General features: G+C 60.7%; 22 protein-coding genes and 1 tRNA gene. 14 read left to right on the forward strand and 9 right to left on the reverse strand.

Going from position 1 to position 17,140, the window contains the following annotated elements; translation table 11 throughout:
• Positions 1 to 23: 23 nt before the first annotated feature.
• The 3 genes from smrA to ACEVBK_RS05485 form a co-directional block, all read right to left on the reverse strand.
• The gene (gene smrA, locus ACEVBK_RS05475; protein WP_375057585.1) at positions 24 to 605 is read right to left on the reverse strand and encodes a DNA endonuclease SmrA; all 582 of its coding nucleotides are present in this window, start codon (positions 603 to 605) and stop codon (positions 24 to 26) included.
• A 113-nt stretch (positions 606 to 718) separates the two neighbouring features.
• Positions 719 to 859, reverse strand: coding sequence for a DUF3149 domain-containing protein (locus ACEVBK_RS05480; protein ID WP_375057586.1), 141 nt, complete (start codon positions 857 to 859; stop codon positions 719 to 721).
• 69 nt (positions 860 to 928) lie between these two features.
• Positions 929 to 1,786 carry a TraB/GumN family protein gene (locus ACEVBK_RS05485; RefSeq protein WP_375057587.1) on the reverse strand — a complete coding sequence of 286 codons (858 nt, stop codon included), beginning with the start codon at positions 1,784 to 1,786 and terminating at the stop codon, positions 929 to 931.
• A gap of 76 nt (positions 1,787 to 1,862) precedes the next feature.
• On the opposite strand from ACEVBK_RS05485, the gene ACEVBK_RS05490 reads away from it, so the two are divergent.
• Positions 1,863 to 2,198, forward strand: coding sequence for a DUF1904 domain-containing protein (locus ACEVBK_RS05490; protein WP_375057588.1), 336 nt, complete (start codon positions 1,863 to 1,865; stop codon positions 2,196 to 2,198).
• Between the two features lie 112 nt (positions 2,199 to 2,310).
• On the opposite strand, the gene ACEVBK_RS05495 is transcribed toward ACEVBK_RS05490, so the two are convergent.
• The 3 genes from ACEVBK_RS05495 to ACEVBK_RS05505 form a co-directional block, all read right to left on the reverse strand.
• A complete protein-coding gene (locus ACEVBK_RS05495) occupies positions 2,311 to 3,141 on the reverse strand; it encodes an SDR family oxidoreductase (protein ID WP_375057590.1) in 831 nt (276 codons plus the stop codon).
• 82 nt (positions 3,142 to 3,223) lie between these two features.
• A tRNA-Arg gene (locus ACEVBK_RS05500) sits at positions 3,224 to 3,299 on the reverse strand.
• Positions 3,300 to 3,379: 80 nt separating this feature from the next.
• Positions 3,380 to 4,519 (reverse strand): flagellar assembly protein T N-terminal domain-containing protein, encoded by a 1,140-nt coding sequence (locus ACEVBK_RS05505; RefSeq protein WP_375057591.1) that lies wholly within the window; start codon positions 4,517 to 4,519, stop codon positions 3,380 to 3,382.
• A gap of 168 nt (positions 4,520 to 4,687) precedes the next feature.
• Between ACEVBK_RS05505 and ACEVBK_RS05510 the strand changes: the two genes are divergently transcribed.
• Both ACEVBK_RS05510 and ACEVBK_RS05515 read left to right on the forward strand, forming a co-directional pair.
• Positions 4,688 to 5,428, forward strand: a complete 741-nt coding sequence (locus ACEVBK_RS05510) for a FlgO family outer membrane protein (RefSeq protein WP_375057593.1) — start codon at positions 4,688 to 4,690, stop codon at positions 5,426 to 5,428.
• Positions 5,418 to 5,828 (forward strand): LPP20 family lipoprotein, encoded by a 411-nt coding sequence (locus tag ACEVBK_RS05515; RefSeq protein ID WP_375057594.1) that lies wholly within the window; start codon positions 5,418 to 5,420, stop codon positions 5,826 to 5,828. The genes ACEVBK_RS05510 and ACEVBK_RS05515 overlap by 11 nt, the downstream gene beginning before the upstream one ends.
• Before the next feature lie 50 nt (positions 5,829 to 5,878).
• On the opposite strand, the gene flgN is transcribed toward ACEVBK_RS05515, so the two are convergent.
• From flgN to flgA, 3 genes are all read right to left on the reverse strand, one after another.
• Positions 5,879 to 6,292 (reverse strand): flagellar export chaperone FlgN, encoded by a 414-nt coding sequence (flgN, locus tag ACEVBK_RS05520; protein ID WP_375057595.1) that lies wholly within the window; start codon positions 6,290 to 6,292, stop codon positions 5,879 to 5,881.
• Positions 6,289 to 6,612, reverse strand: a complete 324-nt coding sequence (gene flgM, locus ACEVBK_RS05525; protein WP_375057596.1) for a flagellar biosynthesis anti-sigma factor FlgM — start codon at positions 6,610 to 6,612, stop codon at positions 6,289 to 6,291. The genes flgN and flgM overlap by 4 nt, the downstream gene beginning before the upstream one ends.
• 71 nt (positions 6,613 to 6,683) lie before the next feature.
• Positions 6,684 to 7,382 carry a flagellar basal body P-ring formation chaperone FlgA gene (gene flgA, locus ACEVBK_RS05530; protein ID WP_375057597.1) on the reverse strand — a complete coding sequence of 233 codons (699 nt, stop codon included), beginning with the start codon at positions 7,380 to 7,382 and terminating at the stop codon, positions 6,684 to 6,686.
• Positions 7,383 to 7,558: 176 nt separating this feature from the next.
• Here flgA and ACEVBK_RS05535 point away from each other — a divergent pair, with 176 nt between their 5' ends.
• The 11 genes from ACEVBK_RS05535 to flgJ all read left to right on the forward strand — a co-directional run bounded on the left by ACEVBK_RS05535 (position 7,559) and on the right by flgJ (position 17,137).
• Positions 7,559 to 8,473 carry a chemotaxis protein CheV gene (locus ACEVBK_RS05535; protein ID WP_375057598.1) on the forward strand — a complete coding sequence of 305 codons (915 nt, stop codon included), beginning with the start codon at positions 7,559 to 7,561 and terminating at the stop codon, positions 8,471 to 8,473.
• 19 nt (positions 8,474 to 8,492) lie between these two features.
• Complete coding sequence (locus ACEVBK_RS05540) at positions 8,493 to 9,314, forward strand: CheR family methyltransferase (RefSeq protein ID WP_375057599.1); 822 nt, start codon at positions 8,493 to 8,495, stop codon at positions 9,312 to 9,314.
• 63 nt (positions 9,315 to 9,377) lie between these two features.
• Complete coding sequence (gene flgB / locus ACEVBK_RS05545; RefSeq protein WP_375057600.1) at positions 9,378 to 9,779, forward strand: flagellar basal body rod protein FlgB; 402 nt, start codon at positions 9,378 to 9,380, stop codon at positions 9,777 to 9,779.
• Entirely contained in the window at positions 9,776 to 10,195 is a 420-nt protein-coding gene (flgC, locus tag ACEVBK_RS05550) for a flagellar basal body rod protein FlgC (protein ID WP_375057601.1), read from the forward strand. The genes flgB and flgC overlap by 4 nt, the downstream gene beginning before the upstream one ends.
• A gap of 6 nt (positions 10,196 to 10,201) precedes the next feature.
• Entirely contained in the window at positions 10,202 to 10,900 is a 699-nt protein-coding gene (locus tag ACEVBK_RS05555) for a flagellar hook assembly protein FlgD (protein ID WP_375057602.1), read from the forward strand.
• Positions 10,901 to 10,909: 9 nt separating this feature from the next.
• Entirely contained in the window at positions 10,910 to 12,163 is a 1,254-nt protein-coding gene (gene flgE / locus ACEVBK_RS05560; protein ID WP_375057603.1) for a flagellar hook protein FlgE, read from the forward strand.
• Positions 12,164 to 12,414: 251 nt separating this feature from the next.
• Entirely contained in the window at positions 12,415 to 13,161 is a 747-nt protein-coding gene (flgF, locus tag ACEVBK_RS05565) for a flagellar basal-body rod protein FlgF (RefSeq protein WP_375057604.1), read from the forward strand.
• Between the two features lie 11 nt (positions 13,162 to 13,172).
• Positions 13,173 to 13,961 carry a flagellar basal-body rod protein FlgG gene (flgG, locus tag ACEVBK_RS05570; protein WP_375057605.1) on the forward strand — a complete coding sequence of 263 codons (789 nt, stop codon included), beginning with the start codon at positions 13,173 to 13,175 and terminating at the stop codon, positions 13,959 to 13,961.
• Positions 13,962 to 13,975: 14 nt separating this feature from the next.
• Positions 13,976 to 14,650, forward strand: coding sequence for a flagellar basal body L-ring protein FlgH (gene flgH / locus ACEVBK_RS05575; RefSeq protein WP_375057606.1), 675 nt, complete (start codon positions 13,976 to 13,978; stop codon positions 14,648 to 14,650).
• Positions 14,651 to 14,791: 141 nt separating this feature from the next.
• Complete coding sequence (locus ACEVBK_RS05580; protein WP_375057607.1) at positions 14,792 to 15,895, forward strand: flagellar basal body P-ring protein FlgI; 1,104 nt, start codon at positions 14,792 to 14,794, stop codon at positions 15,893 to 15,895.
• Between the two features lie 261 nt (positions 15,896 to 16,156).
• The gene (gene flgJ / locus ACEVBK_RS05585; RefSeq protein WP_375057608.1) at positions 16,157 to 17,137 is read left to right on the forward strand and encodes a flagellar assembly peptidoglycan hydrolase FlgJ; all 981 of its coding nucleotides are present in this window, start codon (positions 16,157 to 16,159) and stop codon (positions 17,135 to 17,137) included.
• The last annotated feature ends 3 nt before the right edge of the window (positions 17,138 to 17,140 follow it).

Raw genomic sequence — 17,140 nt, forward strand, 5'->3', positions numbered from 1 at the left:
GCTTCGGTTCCTTGTTCAGATAATCAGCCGAGTCGGCTCTGGTGACGTTCACGGGTTTCCTGCCTGGCCCGTTCGCTCTTGCGCAGCAATACGTAGAGGCTACCGGTACCGCCATGGGGCCGCTGGGTGCTGTGGCAGGCCAGTACGTCCGGCAGTTGTGGCAGCCAGGCGGAAACATGGCTCTTCAGCACCGCCTGGGGCTGGCTGCGTTCGCCCTTGCCGTGCACCACCAGCACCGAGCGCAGCTCCAGGCGCAGGCAGTCGCGAATAAAGCGGAGCAGGGCGGCACGGGCCTGCTCCAGGGTATGGTGATGCAGATCCAGCCGGGCTTCACAGGGGTATTTGCCCTGGCGCAGTTTCTTGAATACCCCGTCCTGCACTCCATCCTTTTTATAGGTCACGACATCATCGGGTCGCAGCCGGTCGACCTTGTCCAGCGACAGGCCGCAGGCCTGCTCGGCGGCATCGGTTTCGGCCGCGGTGCGCCGGGCCTGCAGGCTGGCGGCATCCTGCTCCGGACGTGCGACATGGGCTCGGGTGTCCTGCCGGAGCGGGGTTAATCCGTCCAGCTCACCGAGAAAGGAAGACCATTCTGAAGAAGACATGGCGGCGGCTCCTCAACAACGGGAATAGCCGCAGTATAAGCAAGTTGGGCAAAAGGGGAAACGGCAGACCCCGGGGGAGGAGGAGGTCGGGGTCCACCGTTGTTAAACCGGACTTATTGCTGGGGAGTGGCTTTCTTTACCTTGTAGATGAAATAGCCCGCATAGAAGCTGATCAACAGCACGGTGGCGATAATCACTATCATGGACATCAAGCCGACATCGCTGCCAAACATTAAATCAAGCCAGAATGCCATTGGTCGTCTCCTTTCGTCTGCGCTATGGATGCATCTTAGCGAGCCGGGACGGAGCCATGCTGATCCTGATCAATAAATCACCTTGTCCTCGATTTTATTGAGGGTATAGCCGGCCTGCTCCAGCAGGGTGAGCAGGCCGTGCTCGCCATAGAGGTGCAGGGCACCCACTACCAGCAGCGCCCTGGACGGATCCAGCCGGTGCAACTGCTCCAGCCACATCCGGTTGCGGGAAAGCAGCAACTCCTGTTCGATAAAGGCCTTGAGATCGGCTCCCGCTTCCTCCTGCAGCAACCCCCTCAGAGCCTCCTCGTCCCCGCTCAGCCAGGTGTCGAGCAACCGATCGAGATGTTGTTGCATGTCGTTCAGTTCGTCCAGGGTATGGCGTACGAAGTCGGCTTCCAGCCGCCGTGCGGGCAGCGAGGCCAGCATGCCGAACACGGTACTGGGTGACTCCAGCCCGGCAATAGGGATCTGCCGGGCACTGGCGTGGGCCAGCATCTGCATATCCACTCCCTGCTCGCCGGCAAAGCCCAGGGCCATGGCCCTGGCCTGGGTCAGTTGCAAGGCGGCAAACCAGGGCGGCAACGGCTTGAGCCGGGCCAGGCCGGCCTGGCTGACGGCGGCGTCAAGCTCGGCGGAAAGGGCGGGGCCCAGCCGGCTTTGCCAGTTCTCTCCGGCCGGCATGCGCAGGTAGGGGGCCAGACTGGCAGGAGTAAGGGTCCTCGGGTCCACCTCCAGCAGCAGCAGTTCGGTATCATCCAGTGCCTGCAACAGCGCCGGTGGCAGCTCGGCCAGCCGGTCATCGGCAATGTGGATGGAGCCGAACAGCCACAGTTGTTGCTCGTCCTTGCTGGCCGACCACAGGGCCGGCGTGGCCAGGCTGTGGCTACACCAGAGCCATAACAGTAAATGCCAGAAAATTTTCATAGGTCCCCGCTGTTTTGTTTACCGGCTTTGATTATGATGCCGGGGTTGTTATTCATTCTAGAGAAAGGAAGTCGTTATGCCTCATCTGCGCTTTCGTGGTCTGGCCCGGGAAACGGTAAAACACGTCAGCAAATCTTTGGTGGATACCCTGGCGACCCTGGCCGGCAGTCCCAAGGAACATTTTACCCTGGAGTTTATTCCCGCCGAGTTTGTGCAGCAGGGGCACGTGGTCAACGGCTACCCTTTCGTCGAGGTGCTCTGGTTCGAGCGGCCGCTTGAGGTACAGGATCAGGTGGCGGCTGCCATCACCGAGGCGCTGCGCGCCCGGGTAGGGGACGGGCTGGACATCGGGGTGGTCTTTACCCGGCTGGAAGGCCGCAACTACTACGAAAACGGCCAGCATTTCGGCTGATGGCATTACTCTGTGGTCACTCCCGCGAAGGCGGGAGTCCAGAGCAAACTGTCATGGTTCTCCGCCTTTGCGGAGAAGACGACAATTAAACAGCGGGCGTAAGCCTGCTTCGTCAGCCGCCCGCCTTCAGCATCAGTCGATCCAGTGCCCGGTCGCTCAGCAGCCGACGGAACCAGCTCATCATCAGGGTGGCCCGGGTCACCGGATAGCGGGTTTTGGGCCTGGGACTGGTCAGGGCATGGAGTACCGGCGCCAGGCAGGACTCCGGTGGCAGGCTGTAACGGGAGCTGGGACCGGGCTTTTGCAGCCTGGCAAGCGTTTGCCGATAGCCTTGCCGGTGCCGGCTTTGCTCCGGGTCGATATGGCGCAGAAAGGCGTCCCTGGCGTTGGCCCGGAAGCGGGTTTCGATAGGACCGGGCTCCAGCAGGCTGACGTGCACCCCGGTGCCGGCGAGCTCCAGGCGCAGGGTATCGGTATAGCCTTCCAGGGCAAACTTGGAAGCGTTGTAAGCGCCCCGAAACTGCATGGCCACCAACCCCAGCACCGAGCTGTTCTGGATGATGCGTCCTTCATTGGCGGCCAGCATCAGCGGCAGCACCAGTCGGGTGAGGTGATGGGTGCCGAACAGGTTGGTATTGAACTGTTCACGCAGGGCGGCCGTCGGCAGGTCTTCGAGCGCGCCGGGCTGGCCGTAGGCGCCGTTGTTGAACAGGCCGTACAGCCTGCCGCCGGTGAGTTGCAGCGCCTGGGCAAGCCCGGCCTCGATGCTCCCTTCGTCCGCCAGATCCAGCACTACCGTATCCAGCCCTTCTTCCTTCAGGCGCGCCACATCTTCCGCTTTTCTGGCGGAGGCAATCACCTGGAAACCCTGCTGTCGCAGATAATGGGCGGCACAATGGCCGATGCCGGACGAACAGCCGGTGATTAGAACAGCTTGGGACATAAAGGGCTCCTGAGTAACGAGGCTATTACTCTGCCGTCTGCGGCAAGCCGGTGCAATAAGGGGAAAAAACAAAAGCGCGACATGGCGCCCCCACCAGGACTCGAACCTGGATCGCCCGCTTAGGAGGCGGGTGCTCTATCCTGTTGAGCTATGAGAGCGTGGGGCGAGTATATATAACTCCGGCCCCGATGAGAACCTGCTGCCTGCGCGAGTGCGCACAAAATCGGCACCCGGCGTCTCAACGCTGGGTAAGGATATCGCCCGGGGTGATGCGGACCTGCCGCGCCGCGCCGTCGGCCGGCGTCAGCAGGCTGTAATCCGGGTGGCTCTGACTCACCACGAACTGGGCCTGGGCCGAGGTTTCGCTGTAGTAGCCGGGCTGCAACTGGCGACGATGAACCAGGGTAAAGCGATCGCCGACCTGGATGCCGGCCTGGCGGCCCAGATCCATCAGTATGCCTTCCTCCGACTGTTGCAGGATACGGCCTATGGCCTTCATGCATGATTGGGCCTGAACCAGATCGCGAATGGCCCGGGCAAGTAGCTGATCCACCGCCTGACCATAGGCGGACTGCCAGAAGCCCTGTTCGTGCACATTGACCTTGGCGTGCCGCTTGAACGTCCAGGGAGACTGGGTCTGGTAGCGTTGCTGCAGCAGGGTTTCGCCGGTGAGGCCGTCTTCCAGGGTGAGCGACAGCTGGAACTGGCGGGGTTGCTCCTTGAAGCGCCAGTCTACCCAGTTGCCGTCATTCATGCTGATGTCTTCGATGACACCGCTCAGCAAGAGCCGGGATTGCTGCTGACGGGTCAGGAGATCGCCGCCCTGACGCAGGCCGGGGTTACGCGGGAGCCGGGGATCCGTGGTTAACTGATGGGGCAGTTGCGTCATAAGATTGACGCTGTTGCCGAGGCGCTGGGCCAGGCGGTGGGTGACCGCATTGCCCAGCTCGTAGAGCTGGCCGATCTGGCCCTGCTCCGGATGTTGCAGGGCCAGGGCGGTCAGGGCCAGGCCTGGCCGGTAGCGACCGACGCACTGGGGCTGCACATTTTCGTTGGGCCAGATGTCGGCCCGTACGGTCAGCCACAGCCGGCCCTGGCTGCGACGTTCGTCCAGGATCACATAGTCCATCAGCTCGCCCTGGGCGGCAATGTCCAGTTGCTGGCCCGAGAACATGCCGTTGGTGACCGACTGCACCGTGGTCAGGGAAGCGCCGGCCTGCAGCAGGGTATCGGCCAGGGCCTGCTCCAGTGCCTGCTGGCGGGCGGTTTCCCCCCCCAGGCTGAGCGGGGCCGAGCCTTCGGCCTGATACCAGTCGGCCTGGGCGGCGAAGGGCGGCAGCGAAAGCAGCAGGGAGATAAAGAAGGCTTTTCTCGGCACTGTGAAGTCCTGTGTCACAAAGGGGCGGCAATAAAAGCACGACCTGGGTCAATTGTTGGCAAGAATTATGCAAAATTCTTGCCCGGTAGCTTGCCGGTGCCGGTTAAAGTTTGGCAAAGCGGCGCCGATACAGATCCAGTTTCGTGTTCATTCTTCGGGAGCTTGTTGATGACAAGACCATTGATGCTTGTGGCCGTGTTGGGGTTGTCAGCCTGTACCGGCATGGGCGGGCAGCAGTTTGATAACCAGAATCACTATCTGCCCCATGATCATGCTTCCCATTATATCAACCGCAAGCCATTGGGACCGTTGCCGGCGCCGGCCATCTCGCCCCGACACAGCCAGGACGGCGTGCCGATGCGTATGAGTGCCGGTAGCCGCAGTGTCCAGCTGCCCTCCGCCGGCCCTTCGCTGGTGGGCGGCCAGACCCAGCTGCAGCAGCATATGTCGGCCCTGGCCTACCGGCTGGTGTCCAGCACCCATGGTCTGGATGCCCAGTCCGGCATCGCGGTCAGCGGTTTCGTCGGCCAGGAAGACTACCGTAGTCAGGACTCTTTCGGTCGCCTGCTGTCGGAAACCATGATGTTCCAGCTGAATCAGTACGGCTTGCGGGTGATCGACTTCAAGACCCTGCCCTTTATCCGTATCACTCCCGAGGGGGACATCAGCACCAGCCGCGATTATCGCCAGCTCGGCTCACGTATCGGCGCCCGTTATCTGTTGCATGGTACCGTCAGTGAGACCACGGGCGGGCGTCTGGTCAATGCCCGCCTGGTCTCGATGGGCGACAACAGCCTGCTGGCCAGTGCCCAGCAATTCATTCCCGAATACCTGGTGGCCGGCATGCTCAAGGCACGCGGCCCCGAGGTGGTGATAACACCGGAGCAAAGGAGTCGTTATGCGAAATAACCTCTGTGCCCTGCTGTTGCTGGCGCTGACCGGTTGCAGCGGCACTCAGGGCGGCCATGGCAGCCAGGACGTGCCGGCCAGGAAGAATCACCTTTATGCGGTGGGCTATGCGCCCATCAGCCTGCAGCAGCCCGCCGATTACCAGCAAAAGCTGCTGCACGCCATGCGGGCTTCCAAGCTCGATGCCTACCGGGAGTTGACCGAACAGTTGAGCGGTGTGGTGACCTCCAGTTCCAGCCAGTTGAACAGCCACGTGCTGCGGGACGGTACCGTCAGCAGCAGCAGCCGGGGCCTGGTGCGGGGCGCCAGGGTGGTCAACAGCTACCCCGACGGCGACATGTACGTTACCGAACTGGAACTGGATCTGGCATTTTATCAGCGCCTGCGGCGGGGGCAGTAGATAATCCGGGACTGGGGACTGGGGACTGGTTGAACCCCAGTCCCCGCAGTTCAAACCTTAAAGCCGGTACCCTTGCTGATACCCTTGGTATGGCCTTTTTGATCGTAGGTCATGCTCTGCCGTTCATGCAGCCGGCTCAGGATATTGGCCAACTGGCGGATACCGGCCAGGGACTGCTCCAGCAACTGTTCGGCCACCAGGTTTTGCTCCTGGCAGCGCTGCAGCAGCGCCCGCAGCTCGGCAACCCGTTCGCTGTGGCTGCTGTGCAGCAAGGCGCTGTCGGCGTGGCCGGCCAACTGGGCATCGGTGGCCTGGATCTCGAGCAGCAGGGCCTGCTTGTGCTCGGTAAGAGGCGGCAGTTCCAGCGCCTTGCGGCCGACAATAAGGTCGAGCTCCTGGCCGGTGATGTCCAGCAGGAGCTCGAGTTGCGATTTTTGATGGGTCAGCAGCGCATCAAGGGTCATGGATAGAGCGTCTCTATATCCTGTTCGAAGCGGGAAATATTGGCCGCCAGCCGCTCGCTGTCAACCTGGTAACTGCCCTCGTTGATGGCTTTCTTCAGGGCGTCCAGCCGGGCACTGTTGTCCGGCGCGGGGGCGCTGGCCAGGGATTGCTGCATCTGGCTCATACGGCGGGCCTCGGGGGTGAGGCTGACCGAGTCCTGGCCGACCGCGGGCGCACCCTGGGTTTTGCTTTCGCCGGGCTGGGCGGAAGCCTTGTATTTTCCGTTGCCCGCCAGCGCGGTGCTGTTGGCGAGGCCGGGGGGGATTTTGTCTATAGCCATGATGCTGAAATCCTGAAATTGCTGCTGCATAGCCCGGGTATCGGCCTTGCCAGCCATAACTTTAGCAGAAATTATAACCTGACCTGGACCTGCCCCGAAGCCGTGACCCGGGCGGTAATTTCCCGGCCGGAATTGATATTGCGGATCCGGACGCTGTCATTGAAGGAACCGTCTTCCTGGGCCAACCCTTCGGTTTTGATCATCAGGCCGCCCGACTGGGCCAGTATGGTCACCTTGTCTCCCTTGCACACCACGCACAACTGGCTGCTGCGGATGGGCTGCCCCGGCCGCAGATCCCGTTTGTTGCGGGTGCCGATCAGTTCGCCGGGATGGCTGAACACATCGCCGCGCAGCAGGACTTCATCCTGATAGTCCAGGGTCAGGTGCTGGGCCTGCAACAGGGTGTTCCTGGCGACGGGATCGGCGGCGGTGACCACGGGTTTAAGAATTCTTACCCGCACCGGCACAAACAACTCCCAGCCGGGTTGCTCGTGACATTGCAGATAGACGTGGGTATTGCGGCGAATATCGCCGGCGCCACGGATGTCGGCGGTCAGCTTGCCCAGGCATTCGGTCAATGGCAGCCGGGTATCGACACTGGCGGCGCTGACTTCCAGCCGATCGCCGTCCTGCAAGGGGACCCGCTCCCGGACGTAATCCTCCGCATACTGGCGTACGCCGTCGTGAACCGACCATTGGGCCTGAACCGGCACCGGGGAGAGGGCCAGCAACACCAATCCGAGCCCGGCCGGGAGTGGGTTCCTGAACATCGCCTTCATCTGTGACCAGGCTTCTAGGAGCGAAAAAATTATCTTAAGCATTACTACCTCATCGCCGATAAAGAACGTAAGCTGGCCACAAGTGGCGCTTACCCCTGGCGGGTGTTAAGCTAAAACAGCATAAATACAAGCATAAAACATGCCATGATATAAATGGAGAGACTGGAATGGCGGGGATACTCGACTCGGTAAACCAAAGGACACAACTCGTCGGCCAGAACAGGCTGGAGCTGCTGCTGTTCAAGCTGAATGGACGTCAAAGATTTGGCATCAATGTGTTCAAGGTCAAGGAAGTATTGCAGTGTCCCGCGCTGACCGCCTTGCCCCAGCGTCACCCGGTGATCAAGGGGGTGGCCAGTATCCGTGGCCAAACCATTTCCATTATCGACCTCAGCAAGGCGATGGGGGGCCGGCCCACCGAGCAGACCCAGAACTGCTTCGCCATTATCTCCGAGTACAATCGTTCGGTGCAGGGCTTTCTGGTCAACTCCGTGGAGCGCATCATCAACGTCAACTGGGAGTCCATTCTGCCGCCGCCCAAGGGCGCGGGCCGGTTCAACTACATGACGGCCGTGACCGAGATCGACGGCGAACTGGTGGAAATCCTGGACGTGGAAAAAATTCTGGATGAGATCTCGCCGGTCAGCACCAAGGTGAACTCCGCCATTATCGAGCAGGTTTCCCACCTCGATGCCAGCCATCACAAGCCGATACTGATCGCCGATGATTCCTCCGTGGCCCGTCGCCAGATCCAGAAGGCGCTGGATACCCTGGGGCTGGCATGCATCGTCACCGAAAATGGTAAACTGGCCCTGAACAAGCTCAGGGAAATGGCGATGAACGGCCCCATCAACGAACAGTTGTCCATGGTGATCTCCGACGTGGAAATGCCGGAAATGGACGGTTATACCCTGACCGCCGAGATCCGCAACGATCCCAAGCTCAAGGACCTGCATGTGATACTGCATACTTCCCTGAGCGGCGTGTTCAACAAGGCCCTGGTGGAAAAAGTGGGGGCTAACAATTTTATCGCCAAGTTCCATCCCGACGAGCTGGCTTCTGCCGTTAAAAGTGCTCTGTGAAGAGGCGTGAATTCTACGGATGAAAACTTTCACCGACGAGCAATACCGTACATTCTGTCAGTTTCTTGAGTCCCACACCGGCATCGTGCTGGGCGACAGCAAGCAATATCTGGTGAAGAGCCGGCTCTCTCCGCTGTTGGCCCGTTTTCAGATAGAGTCGCTCGGCGAATTGCTCAACCGGGCCATGTCGGTACGGGAGCGGGAGCTGAAAACGGCGGTGGTCGATGCCATGACCACCAACGAAACCCTGTGGTTCCGCGATGTCTATCCCTTTAGCCTGCTTAGCGATAGGCTGTTCCCCGAACTGGCCAAGCCGGGCAAGAGCCTGAAAATCTGGTCTGCCGCCTGTTCTTCCGGGCAGGAGCCCTATTCCATTGCCATGACGGCGCTGGAGTATCAGTCCAAACGGCCGGGGTCGTTGCCGGGGCTGCAAATTCTTGCCACCGACATCTCCAGCAGCATGCTGGAAATGTGCAAGCAGGGGATTTACGACAGCCTGTCGCTGGCGCGGGGGCTTTCTCCCGAACGGCGCAGCCAGTTTTTTTCTCCCCTGGCCGACGGCAAGATGCAGTTGCAGCCCAGGGTACGCAACATGGTGAACTTCCGCTCTTTCAACCTGCTCGACGGCTATGCGGTGCTGGGCAAGTTTGACCTTATTTTTTGTCGTAACGTATTGATTTATTTCTCACCAGAGAAGAAATCAAAGATCCTGAACCAGTTCGCCGGTGCCCTCAATCCGGGAGGCTACCTGCTGTTGGGTGCCTCCGAGTCGTTGACCGGACTGTCGGACAAGTTCGAGATGATCCGTTGCAGCCCCGGAATTATTTACCGCCTCAAATAGAGCTGGCACATATCTTGCCTATTGTTTGGCTTGTAAAGCAAACCATGCAGCAGGAGGTGCCCAGTGGCGATATCGTTCGACAAGGCGTTTGGTGTTCACCAGCACGCCCTGGTTGCCCGTTCCGGCCGGGCCGAGTTGTTGGCCGGCAATCTGGCCAATGCCGACACACCCGGCTATAAAGCCAAGGATATGGACTTTCAGGCGGCGCTCAGTCAGGCCCAGAACAATCAGAATTTCTCGCTGAGCCGCACCCACCTGCAACATTTTGCCGTTGAACTTTCCCCGCCGGGCACGGTGCAGTATCGCGTGCCCACCCAACCCGATACCGGTGACGGCAATACCGTGGACGTGCAGGCCGAGCGCAACAGCTATATGGAGAATGCCTTGCAATACCAGGCTTCCCTGGAGTTTCTCAACGGCAAGATCAACGGATTGCTCAAGGCGATAAAAGGAGACTCAATGTGAGCCTGTTTAAGGTATTCGATATATCCGGGAGCGCGATGAGCGCCCAGTCGGTTCGCCTGAACACCACCGCCAGCAACCTGGCCAACGCCGACAGTGTCAGCTCCAGTATCAATGAAACCTATCGTGCCCGTAAGCCGGTCTTTGCCGCCGATCTGGACCAGGCGCTGTCGGACCGTCAGGAAAGCGTCGGCGTCAAGGTTTTGGGCATAGTGGAAACCAACAAACCGCTGCAGAAAGAGTTCAGGCCCGATCATCCCATGGCGGATCAGGAGGGTTTTATCTACAAGCCGAACGTCAACGTGGTCGAAGAAATGACCGACATGCTCAGCGCGTCGCGCAACTACCAGACCAATGTGCAGGTGGCGGATGCTGCCAAGCAGATGCTGCAGCAGACCCTGCGCCTGGGCAAGGGGTAAGCACTCATGCAAATCAACAACGATTACCTGAGCGGCCTGCAGTGGCCGGGTGAACAGAGCCCGGCCGACAAGGCGGCGAAAAACAACAAGGTTCAGCTGGAACAGGAAGACTTTTTCGCCCTGCTGACCCAGCAACTGGCTTATCAGGATCCCTTCAAGCCGGCCGACAACGCCCAGATGATCTCCCAGATGTCGTCTTTCGCTACCGCCGAAGGCATCAGCAACATGTCGAGTCAACTGGCCGGGCTGAACGAGGTGATGACCTCCAACCAGGCGCTGCAGGCGTCCAGCCTGGTGGGGCAGAAGGTATTGGTGCCCAGTAATATCGGCAATCTGAGTGGCGGTGAGCCGGTGGACGGTATCGTGGTCGCCGGGGAAGGGGCCGACAATATCAAGATCCGTATCGAGGATAAATCTGGCCAGTTGGTGCGGGAAATTGCGCTGGATGGTTACCAAAGCGGGAATGTTCCTTTCCAGTGGGACGGCCTGAACAACCAGGGTGAGCCGGCGGCGGATGGAAACTATACCTTCAAGGTCAGTGCCCTTGTCGGCAGCCAGCGGGAAGATCTGAACGCCCTGATGTTCGCCCGGGTAGACAGCGTTACCCTGGGCGGCGGTGGTACTCCGACCCTGGTCAACCTGTCGGGGCTGGGTGGTCTGCCCCTGAGTCAAGTATTGGAAATTGCCGGTCGCAAAGCCGCGTAAGGAGAAAGCATGTCTTTTAATATTGCCCTGAGTGGCGTCAATGCAGCCCAGAAAGACCTGGATGTAACCGCCAACAACATCGCCAACGTTAATACCCTGGGTTTTAAAGAATCCCGTGCCGAATTCGCGGATGTCTATTCCAACTCAATCTTTGCCAACAGCAGAACCCAGTCGGGTAATGGGGTTCAGACGGCGGCGGTGGCCCAGCAGTTCCACCAGGGGGCCCTGCAGGCGACCAATAACGCCCTGGACATGGCCATTAACGGCAGCGGCTTCTTTATGATGTCCGATGGCATCGGCTCTCTGGACCGGACCTTCACCCGTGCCGGCGCCTTCAAGCTGAACGATCAGGGCTTCGTGGTCAATGCTCAGGGCAATTACCTGCAGGTGTTCAACGTCAATCAGGACGGCACTCCGGTATCGTTGGCGGTCAATTCCACCAAGGCGTTGCAGATCCCCGACCGGGCCGGCGTGCCGAAAAGAACCGACGTAACCGAGGCGAGCATGAACCTGCCGGCCAAGACCCCCGCGCTGGATCCGGCCAACTTTGTTCCTACGGACTCCGGCACCTATTCTGCGTCGACCTCGGTCACCATTTACGACTCCCTTGGTGAACCCCACACCCTGACCAAGTATTTTATCAAGGATTCGACCGCCGCTGCCGGTAGCAACGCCTGGCAGATGCATGCCTATGTGGATGGGCAGGATGTACTGGGAACACCCTTCGATCTGACCTTCGATGAAAACGGCGCCGTTGCTTCTCCCATCCCCACGGAAGTGACGAGCAACGCCCTGGGCTTTACCAACGGCTCCGATCCGGCTCAGACCATCAACATCGGCTTCGAGAACATTACCCAGTTTGCTTCTCCGTTTGAAGTGAGTGCCCTGACTCAGGACGGCGCCACCGTCGGCCGCCTGACCAAGGTGGATGTGGGGCCCGATGGCACGGTGGCGGCCACCTACAGCAATGGCACCACCGAAAAGCTGGGCATCATCGCCATGGCACGCTTCCCCAACGATCAGGGCCTGACCCAGATTGGCGATACCCAGTGGCGGCAGTCGTTGCTATCGGGAGAGGCGGTGGTTGGCCAACCCAATACCGGCACCCTGGGCAAGATCAACGCTTCCAACCTGGAAGGCTCCAATACCAACCTGACCACCGAGCTGGTCGACCTGATCACCGCCCAGCGCAACTTCCAGGCCAACTCCCGGGCGCTGGAGGTGAACAGCACCCTGATGCAGACGGTGATGCAAATTCGGTAACAGCCCGACGCTGGCTGTTGGAAGCTAGAAGCGGGAAGAAACCCCGGTGCCGGGCCACGGCACCGGGGTTTCTTATACTGATTGGACTGGCGTTGTCCACCGCGCGACTGAAGTTGCGCCTACCACGGTATCGGAGCACCGTAGCCGCGGGTTCAACCGCGGGATCCTGCCGGCAAGGCGGGGCCTACCTACATGGCATTATTTTTGCTTATATATCGTCACCAGCGGTCAGCAGACGCAACGGAGCTGAAATGGATCACTTGCTTTATATCGCCATGTCGGGCGCCAAAGAAAACATGCACAGCGTGGCCCTGCGCGCCAACAACCTGGCCAATGCCAACACCACCGGCTTTCGGGCGGATCTGGAGCAGGCCCGATCCATGCAGGCCTTTGGTGAGGGCTTGCCGACCCGGGTGTTTGCCATGGCGGAAAGACCCGGGCAAGATTTTGCCGCCGGCCCCATTCAGACCACGGGTCGGGAACTTGACGTGGCCATCGCCGGTGACGGATGGTTGGCGGTCGAATCCAGGGACGGCTCCGAGGCCTATACCCGCAACGGCAGCCTGCGGCTGTCGCCGGAAGGCCTGCTGCAGACCAACACCGGGCTCAACGTGCTCGACGATAACGGCGCTCCCATTTTCCTGCCGTTGCCGCTGGAAAAGCTCGAAATCAACAAGGACGGCACCATCTTTGCCCGGCTGGAGGGTGAACCGGCCAATGGCGGCGAAGAGCTGCAGCGGATTAAAACCGTGCTGCCGGACCATGCGGATATCGAGAAGGGGCCGGATGGCCTGTTCCGCCGCAAGGACGGTGCGGCGGAGCCGGCCTCCGCCCAGGTAGAGCTGCTGGCCGGCGCCCTGGAAGGCAGCAACGTCAACCCCATTGCCGAGATGACCCATTTGATCGACTTGCAGCGGCGCTTCGAGACCCAGCTCAAGATGATGAATCACGCCGAAGAGAACGACAAAGCCCATGCCCAGCTGCTGCGCATCGGTTAAAGGAGAGCAAGATGAACCCCGCATTGTGGATTAGCAAGACCGGCCTCGACGCCCAGCAGACCAATATTTCGGTTACCTCCAACAACCTGGCCAACGCCAGCACGGTGGGGTTCAAGAAAGGGCGGGCCATCTTCGAAGACCTGTTGTACCAGAATATCCACCAGCCCGGTGGGCGGGCGACCGCCGACACCGAGCTGCCTTCCGGCCTGATGCTGGGAGCGGGCAGCAAGGTGGTGGCCACCCAGAAGACCTTTACCCAGGGCAGCGTGCAAACCACCGACAACGCACTGGATATCATGATCGACGGGCGCGGCTTTTTTGAAGTGCAACTGCCCGACGGTACCCTGGGTTACACCCGCAACGGCCAGTTTGCCCTGAACGACGAAGGGGTTATCGTGACCCCCGGCAACGGCTATCCCCTGTTGCCGGAAATGCAGATCCCGGAAAATGCCCAGAGCATCAGCGTGGCCACCAACGGTGAGGTGTCGGTACAAATCGCCGGCCAGGCCGAAGCCCAGGTGATCGGCCAGATTGTGGTGACCGACTTCGTCAACCCGGCCGGCCTGCAGCCGAAGGGGGAAAACCTCTATCTGGAAACCCAGTCCAGCGGCGCGCCGCTGCAGGGTATTGCCGGTGCCGACGGTTTCGGTACCCTCAAGCAGGGCATGCTGGAAACGTCCAACGTCAACGTGACCGAAGAGCTGGTTAACCTGATCCAGGCCCAGCGGGTGTACGAGATGAATTCCAAGGTGATCTCCACCGTAGACCAGATGCTGGCCTACGTGAACCAGCAGCTGTAACCGAGGATCTTGTGATGCGATTTGTTCTGGCGCCGATGGTGACCCTGCTGCTGGTGGGCTGTGCCACCACGCCCTATACTCCCAAGCCCGATGACCCGGCCTATGCGCCGGTGATCCCCAGTGCCCAGCAGGCCATGATGGAGCCGAACGGCGCTATTTTTCAGGATTACTACGCCAACAACCTCTATTCCGACATCAAGGCCCACCGGGTCGGTGACATCATCACCATCGACCTGGCCGAGTCGACCCGGGCCCAGAAACGGGCGACCACCCAGCAGGCCAAGGACTCCAGCGTCAATATCAATCCGCTCAGCCTGGCCGGGCGCCCGATAAGCATCGGCGGTTATCCGATAGAGGCGGAAATGTCGAGCGGCAACGACTTCGGTGGCAACGCCAACACCAACCAGAGCAACAGCCTGCAGGGCAGCATCACCGTGAGTGTGGCGCAGGTGCTGGCCAACGGCAATCTGGCGGTGCAGGGGGAAAAATGGCTGATGCTGAATACCGGTGAGGAATATGTCCGTATTACCGGCATTATCCGGCCCCAGGATATCGGTTCCGACAACCGGGTGGAATCGACCCGGGTGGCCGACGCCCGCATCTATTACGGCGGTACCGGTGACTTTGCCAATACCCAGACCCGTGGCTGGCTGGCCCAGTTCTTTAACAGCCCCTGGTTCCCGTTTTAACAGCAGCTATAAGACATAAGCTGGAAGAAAAACCAGTGTGTTTGTGGGCTGGGAAAGAGGTTTTGGGGAAATAGTGGGTGTTGTTTACAGACGTAATCTACAGCTTCTAGCTATATTTTTGGACTCCGTTGGAGTGAACTGATGAAACCATTTACCGCTTTGTTGATGAGCCTGCTGCTGTTGCCGGCGGTGACGCCGCCCGCCCAGGCGGCGCGGATCAAGGATATCAGCTCGGTGGCGGGGGTGCGGGCCAACCAACTGGTGGGCTATGGCCTGGTGGTGGGCCTGCCCGGCACCGGCGAGCGCAACAACGCCTTCGCCGCCCAGACCTTTCGCACCATGCTCAACAACTTCGGCATTACGGTGCCCGACAACCTGCGGCCCAAGATGAACGACGTGGCGGCGGTGGCGGTACATGCGGAGCTGCCGCCCTTTGCCAAGCCGGGCCAGACCATCGACATTACCGTTTCCGCCATCGGCGAGGCCAAGAGCCTGCGCGGCGGTACCCTGCTGCAGACCTTCCTCAAGGGGGTGGACGGCCGGGTGTACGCCCTGGCCCAGGGCAGCCTGGTGGTGGGCGGCCTGGGCGTGGAAGGCGCCGATGGTTCTTCCATCATGATCAATACCCCCACGGTCGGGCGTATTCCCGGCGGCGCCATGGTGGAGCGGGAGGTGCCCAGCTCCTTTGCCCGGGGCGACACCATCACCTTTAACCTGCACCGGCCCGATTTTACCACCGCCAAGCGCATGGCCGAGACCATCAACGATCTGGTGGGCCCCAACAGCGCCCAGGCCCTGGACGCCACCTCGGTGCAGGTATACGCCCCCCGGGATCCGGGCCAGCGGGTGAGCTATTTGTCGACCCTGGAAAACCTGACCGTGGACGTGGCCGACGAGGCCGCCAAAATTATCATCAACTCCCGCACCGGCACCGTGGTAATCGGCCAGCAGGTGCAACTGAAACCGGCGGCCATTACCCACGGCGGCCTGGTGATCACCATTTCCGAGAATATGCAGGTGTCCCAGCCCAACCCGCTGGCCGGTGGCGAGACGGTGGTGGTGCCCAACACCAACATCAACGTGGAGCAACAAGACGGCCGCATGTTCAAGCTGGACACCGGCACCACCCTGGACGACCTGGTGCGGGCGGTGAACCAGGTGGGGGTGGCCCCCGGCGATCTGGTGGCGATACTGGAAGCCCTGCGCCAGGCCGGCGCCATTCAGGGCGAGCTGGTGATTATCTAGAACGTGTGAGGGGTTTAACAACGTCATGCCCGCGCAGGCGGGCATCCAGGGGCAGGTGGCACCGGGCCTGTCGGAGGTGTTGCCGGTAAACCATGGACTCCCGCCTTCGCGGGAGTGACGGAGTAACCGCGGGAGTGACGGAATATCAACGTCATGCCCGCGCAATATATCGTCATGCCTGCACAGGCGGGCATCCAGGGCCCAATTTATTGGACCAAAAGGGCTCGGGGTTAACCAAGCCAAACTGACGGATTGAAAGATATGAAAGCGATCGACTCGTTTCAGAACAGCCTGCTGGCCACTGATCTTCAGGGCCTCGACCGCCTGCGCCGGCAGTCGTTCGAGGGCGACGGGGCCAGTGCCCTGGACCAGGCCGCGCGGCAGTTCGAGAGCCTGTTCACCCAGCAGCTGTTCAAGTCGATGCGCGAGGCCAACAAGGCCTTCGAGGCCGACAGCCCCATGAACAGCCGTTACACCGAGTTTTACCGGGACATGCACGACCAGCAGATGTCTGCCGAGCTGAGCCGCCAGGGCAGCCTGGGGCTGGCGGATCTGGTGGTAAAGCAGCTGGGCGGCGGCGATGAAGCCCGGGTGCCCCAGGCCCGTCATTTCGACCTGGCCGATGTGCGCCGGGTATCCGGCAAGGTGATACGTCCCCCCAGGGCCGAGTCTGGTGATGCCGCCGCCGAGCCGGCCAGGCCACCGCTTAGGGCCGCTGCGGCTCCGGCCGGGCAGTTGGCCGGTGTGAGCCACAGCGCCAGCGAGCCGTTCCGCTCGCCGGAAGACTTTGTGCGCCGGCTGATGCCGGCGGCCCGGGCGGCCAGCAAACGGCTGGGGCTGCCCGCCGAGGCGATGATCGCCCAGGCGGCGCTGGAAACCGGCTGGGGCAAGAAGATTATCGGCCGGAAAAATGGCGACTCCAGCCATAATCTTTTCGGCATCAAGGCCGATAACAGCTGGAAGGCGGAAAAAACCTGGGTCAATACCCTCGAATACGAACAGGGCGTGGCGGTCAGGGTGCAGGCGCCCTTTCGCGCTTACGGCTCCTTCAACGAAAGCTTCGAGGATTACGTGCGCTTTCTGCACGACAACCCCCGTTACGGCAAGGCCCTGCAGCAGACCGGCTCGCCCCGGCAGTATTTCCAGGCGCTGCAGCAGGCGGGTTATGCGACTGACCCCAAGTACGCCGATAAATTGACGTCGATTTTCAACACCGTTACCCGCCTGGTAGCGCAAGTCTAAGGA

The organism is Zobellella sp. DQSA1, assembly GCF_041950555.1.
GTDB lineage: Bacteria > Pseudomonadota > Gammaproteobacteria > Enterobacterales > Aeromonadaceae > Oceanimonas.

Coding starts and splice junctions, on each gene's coding strand:
- smrA (WP_375057585.1), bottom strand. CDS start 605: ATGTCTTCTTCAGAATGGTCTTCCTTTCTCGGTGAGCTGGACGGATTA.
- ACEVBK_RS05480 (WP_375057586.1), bottom strand. CDS start 859: ATGGCATTCTGGCTTGATTTAATGTTTGGCAGCGATGTCGGCTTGATG.
- ACEVBK_RS05485 (WP_375057587.1), bottom strand. CDS start 1,786: ATGAAAATTTTCTGGCATTTACTGTTATGGCTCTGGTGTAGCCACAGC.
- ACEVBK_RS05490 (WP_375057588.1), top strand. CDS start 1,863: ATGCCTCATCTGCGCTTTCGTGGTCTGGCCCGGGAAACGGTAAAACAC.
- ACEVBK_RS05495 (WP_375057590.1), bottom strand. CDS start 3,141: ATGTCCCAAGCTGTTCTAATCACCGGCTGTTCGTCCGGCATCGGCCAT.
- ACEVBK_RS05510 (WP_375057593.1), top strand. CDS start 4,688: ATGACAAGACCATTGATGCTTGTGGCCGTGTTGGGGTTGTCAGCCTGT.
- ACEVBK_RS05515 (WP_375057594.1), top strand. CDS start 5,418: ATGCGAAATAACCTCTGTGCCCTGCTGTTGCTGGCGCTGACCGGTTGC.
- flgN (WP_375057595.1), bottom strand. CDS start 6,292: ATGACCCTTGATGCGCTGCTGACCCATCAAAAATCGCAACTCGAGCTC.
- flgM (WP_375057596.1), bottom strand. CDS start 6,612: ATGGCTATAGACAAAATCCCCCCCGGCCTCGCCAACAGCACCGCGCTG.
- flgA (WP_375057597.1), bottom strand. CDS start 7,382: ATGTTCAGGAACCCACTCCCGGCCGGGCTCGGATTGGTGTTGCTGGCC.
- ACEVBK_RS05535 (WP_375057598.1), top strand. CDS start 7,559: ATGGCGGGGATACTCGACTCGGTAAACCAAAGGACACAACTCGTCGGC.
- ACEVBK_RS05540 (WP_375057599.1), top strand. CDS start 8,493: ATGAAAACTTTCACCGACGAGCAATACCGTACATTCTGTCAGTTTCTT.
- ACEVBK_RS05555 (WP_375057602.1), top strand. CDS start 10,202: ATGCAAATCAACAACGATTACCTGAGCGGCCTGCAGTGGCCGGGTGAA.
- flgE (WP_375057603.1), top strand. CDS start 10,910: ATGTCTTTTAATATTGCCCTGAGTGGCGTCAATGCAGCCCAGAAAGAC.
- flgF (WP_375057604.1), top strand. CDS start 12,415: ATGGATCACTTGCTTTATATCGCCATGTCGGGCGCCAAAGAAAACATG.
- flgG (WP_375057605.1), top strand. CDS start 13,173: ATGAACCCCGCATTGTGGATTAGCAAGACCGGCCTCGACGCCCAGCAG.
- flgH (WP_375057606.1), top strand. CDS start 13,976: ATGCGATTTGTTCTGGCGCCGATGGTGACCCTGCTGCTGGTGGGCTGT.
- ACEVBK_RS05580 (WP_375057607.1), top strand. CDS start 14,792: ATGAAACCATTTACCGCTTTGTTGATGAGCCTGCTGCTGTTGCCGGCG.
- flgJ (WP_375057608.1), top strand. CDS start 16,157: ATGAAAGCGATCGACTCGTTTCAGAACAGCCTGCTGGCCACTGATCTT.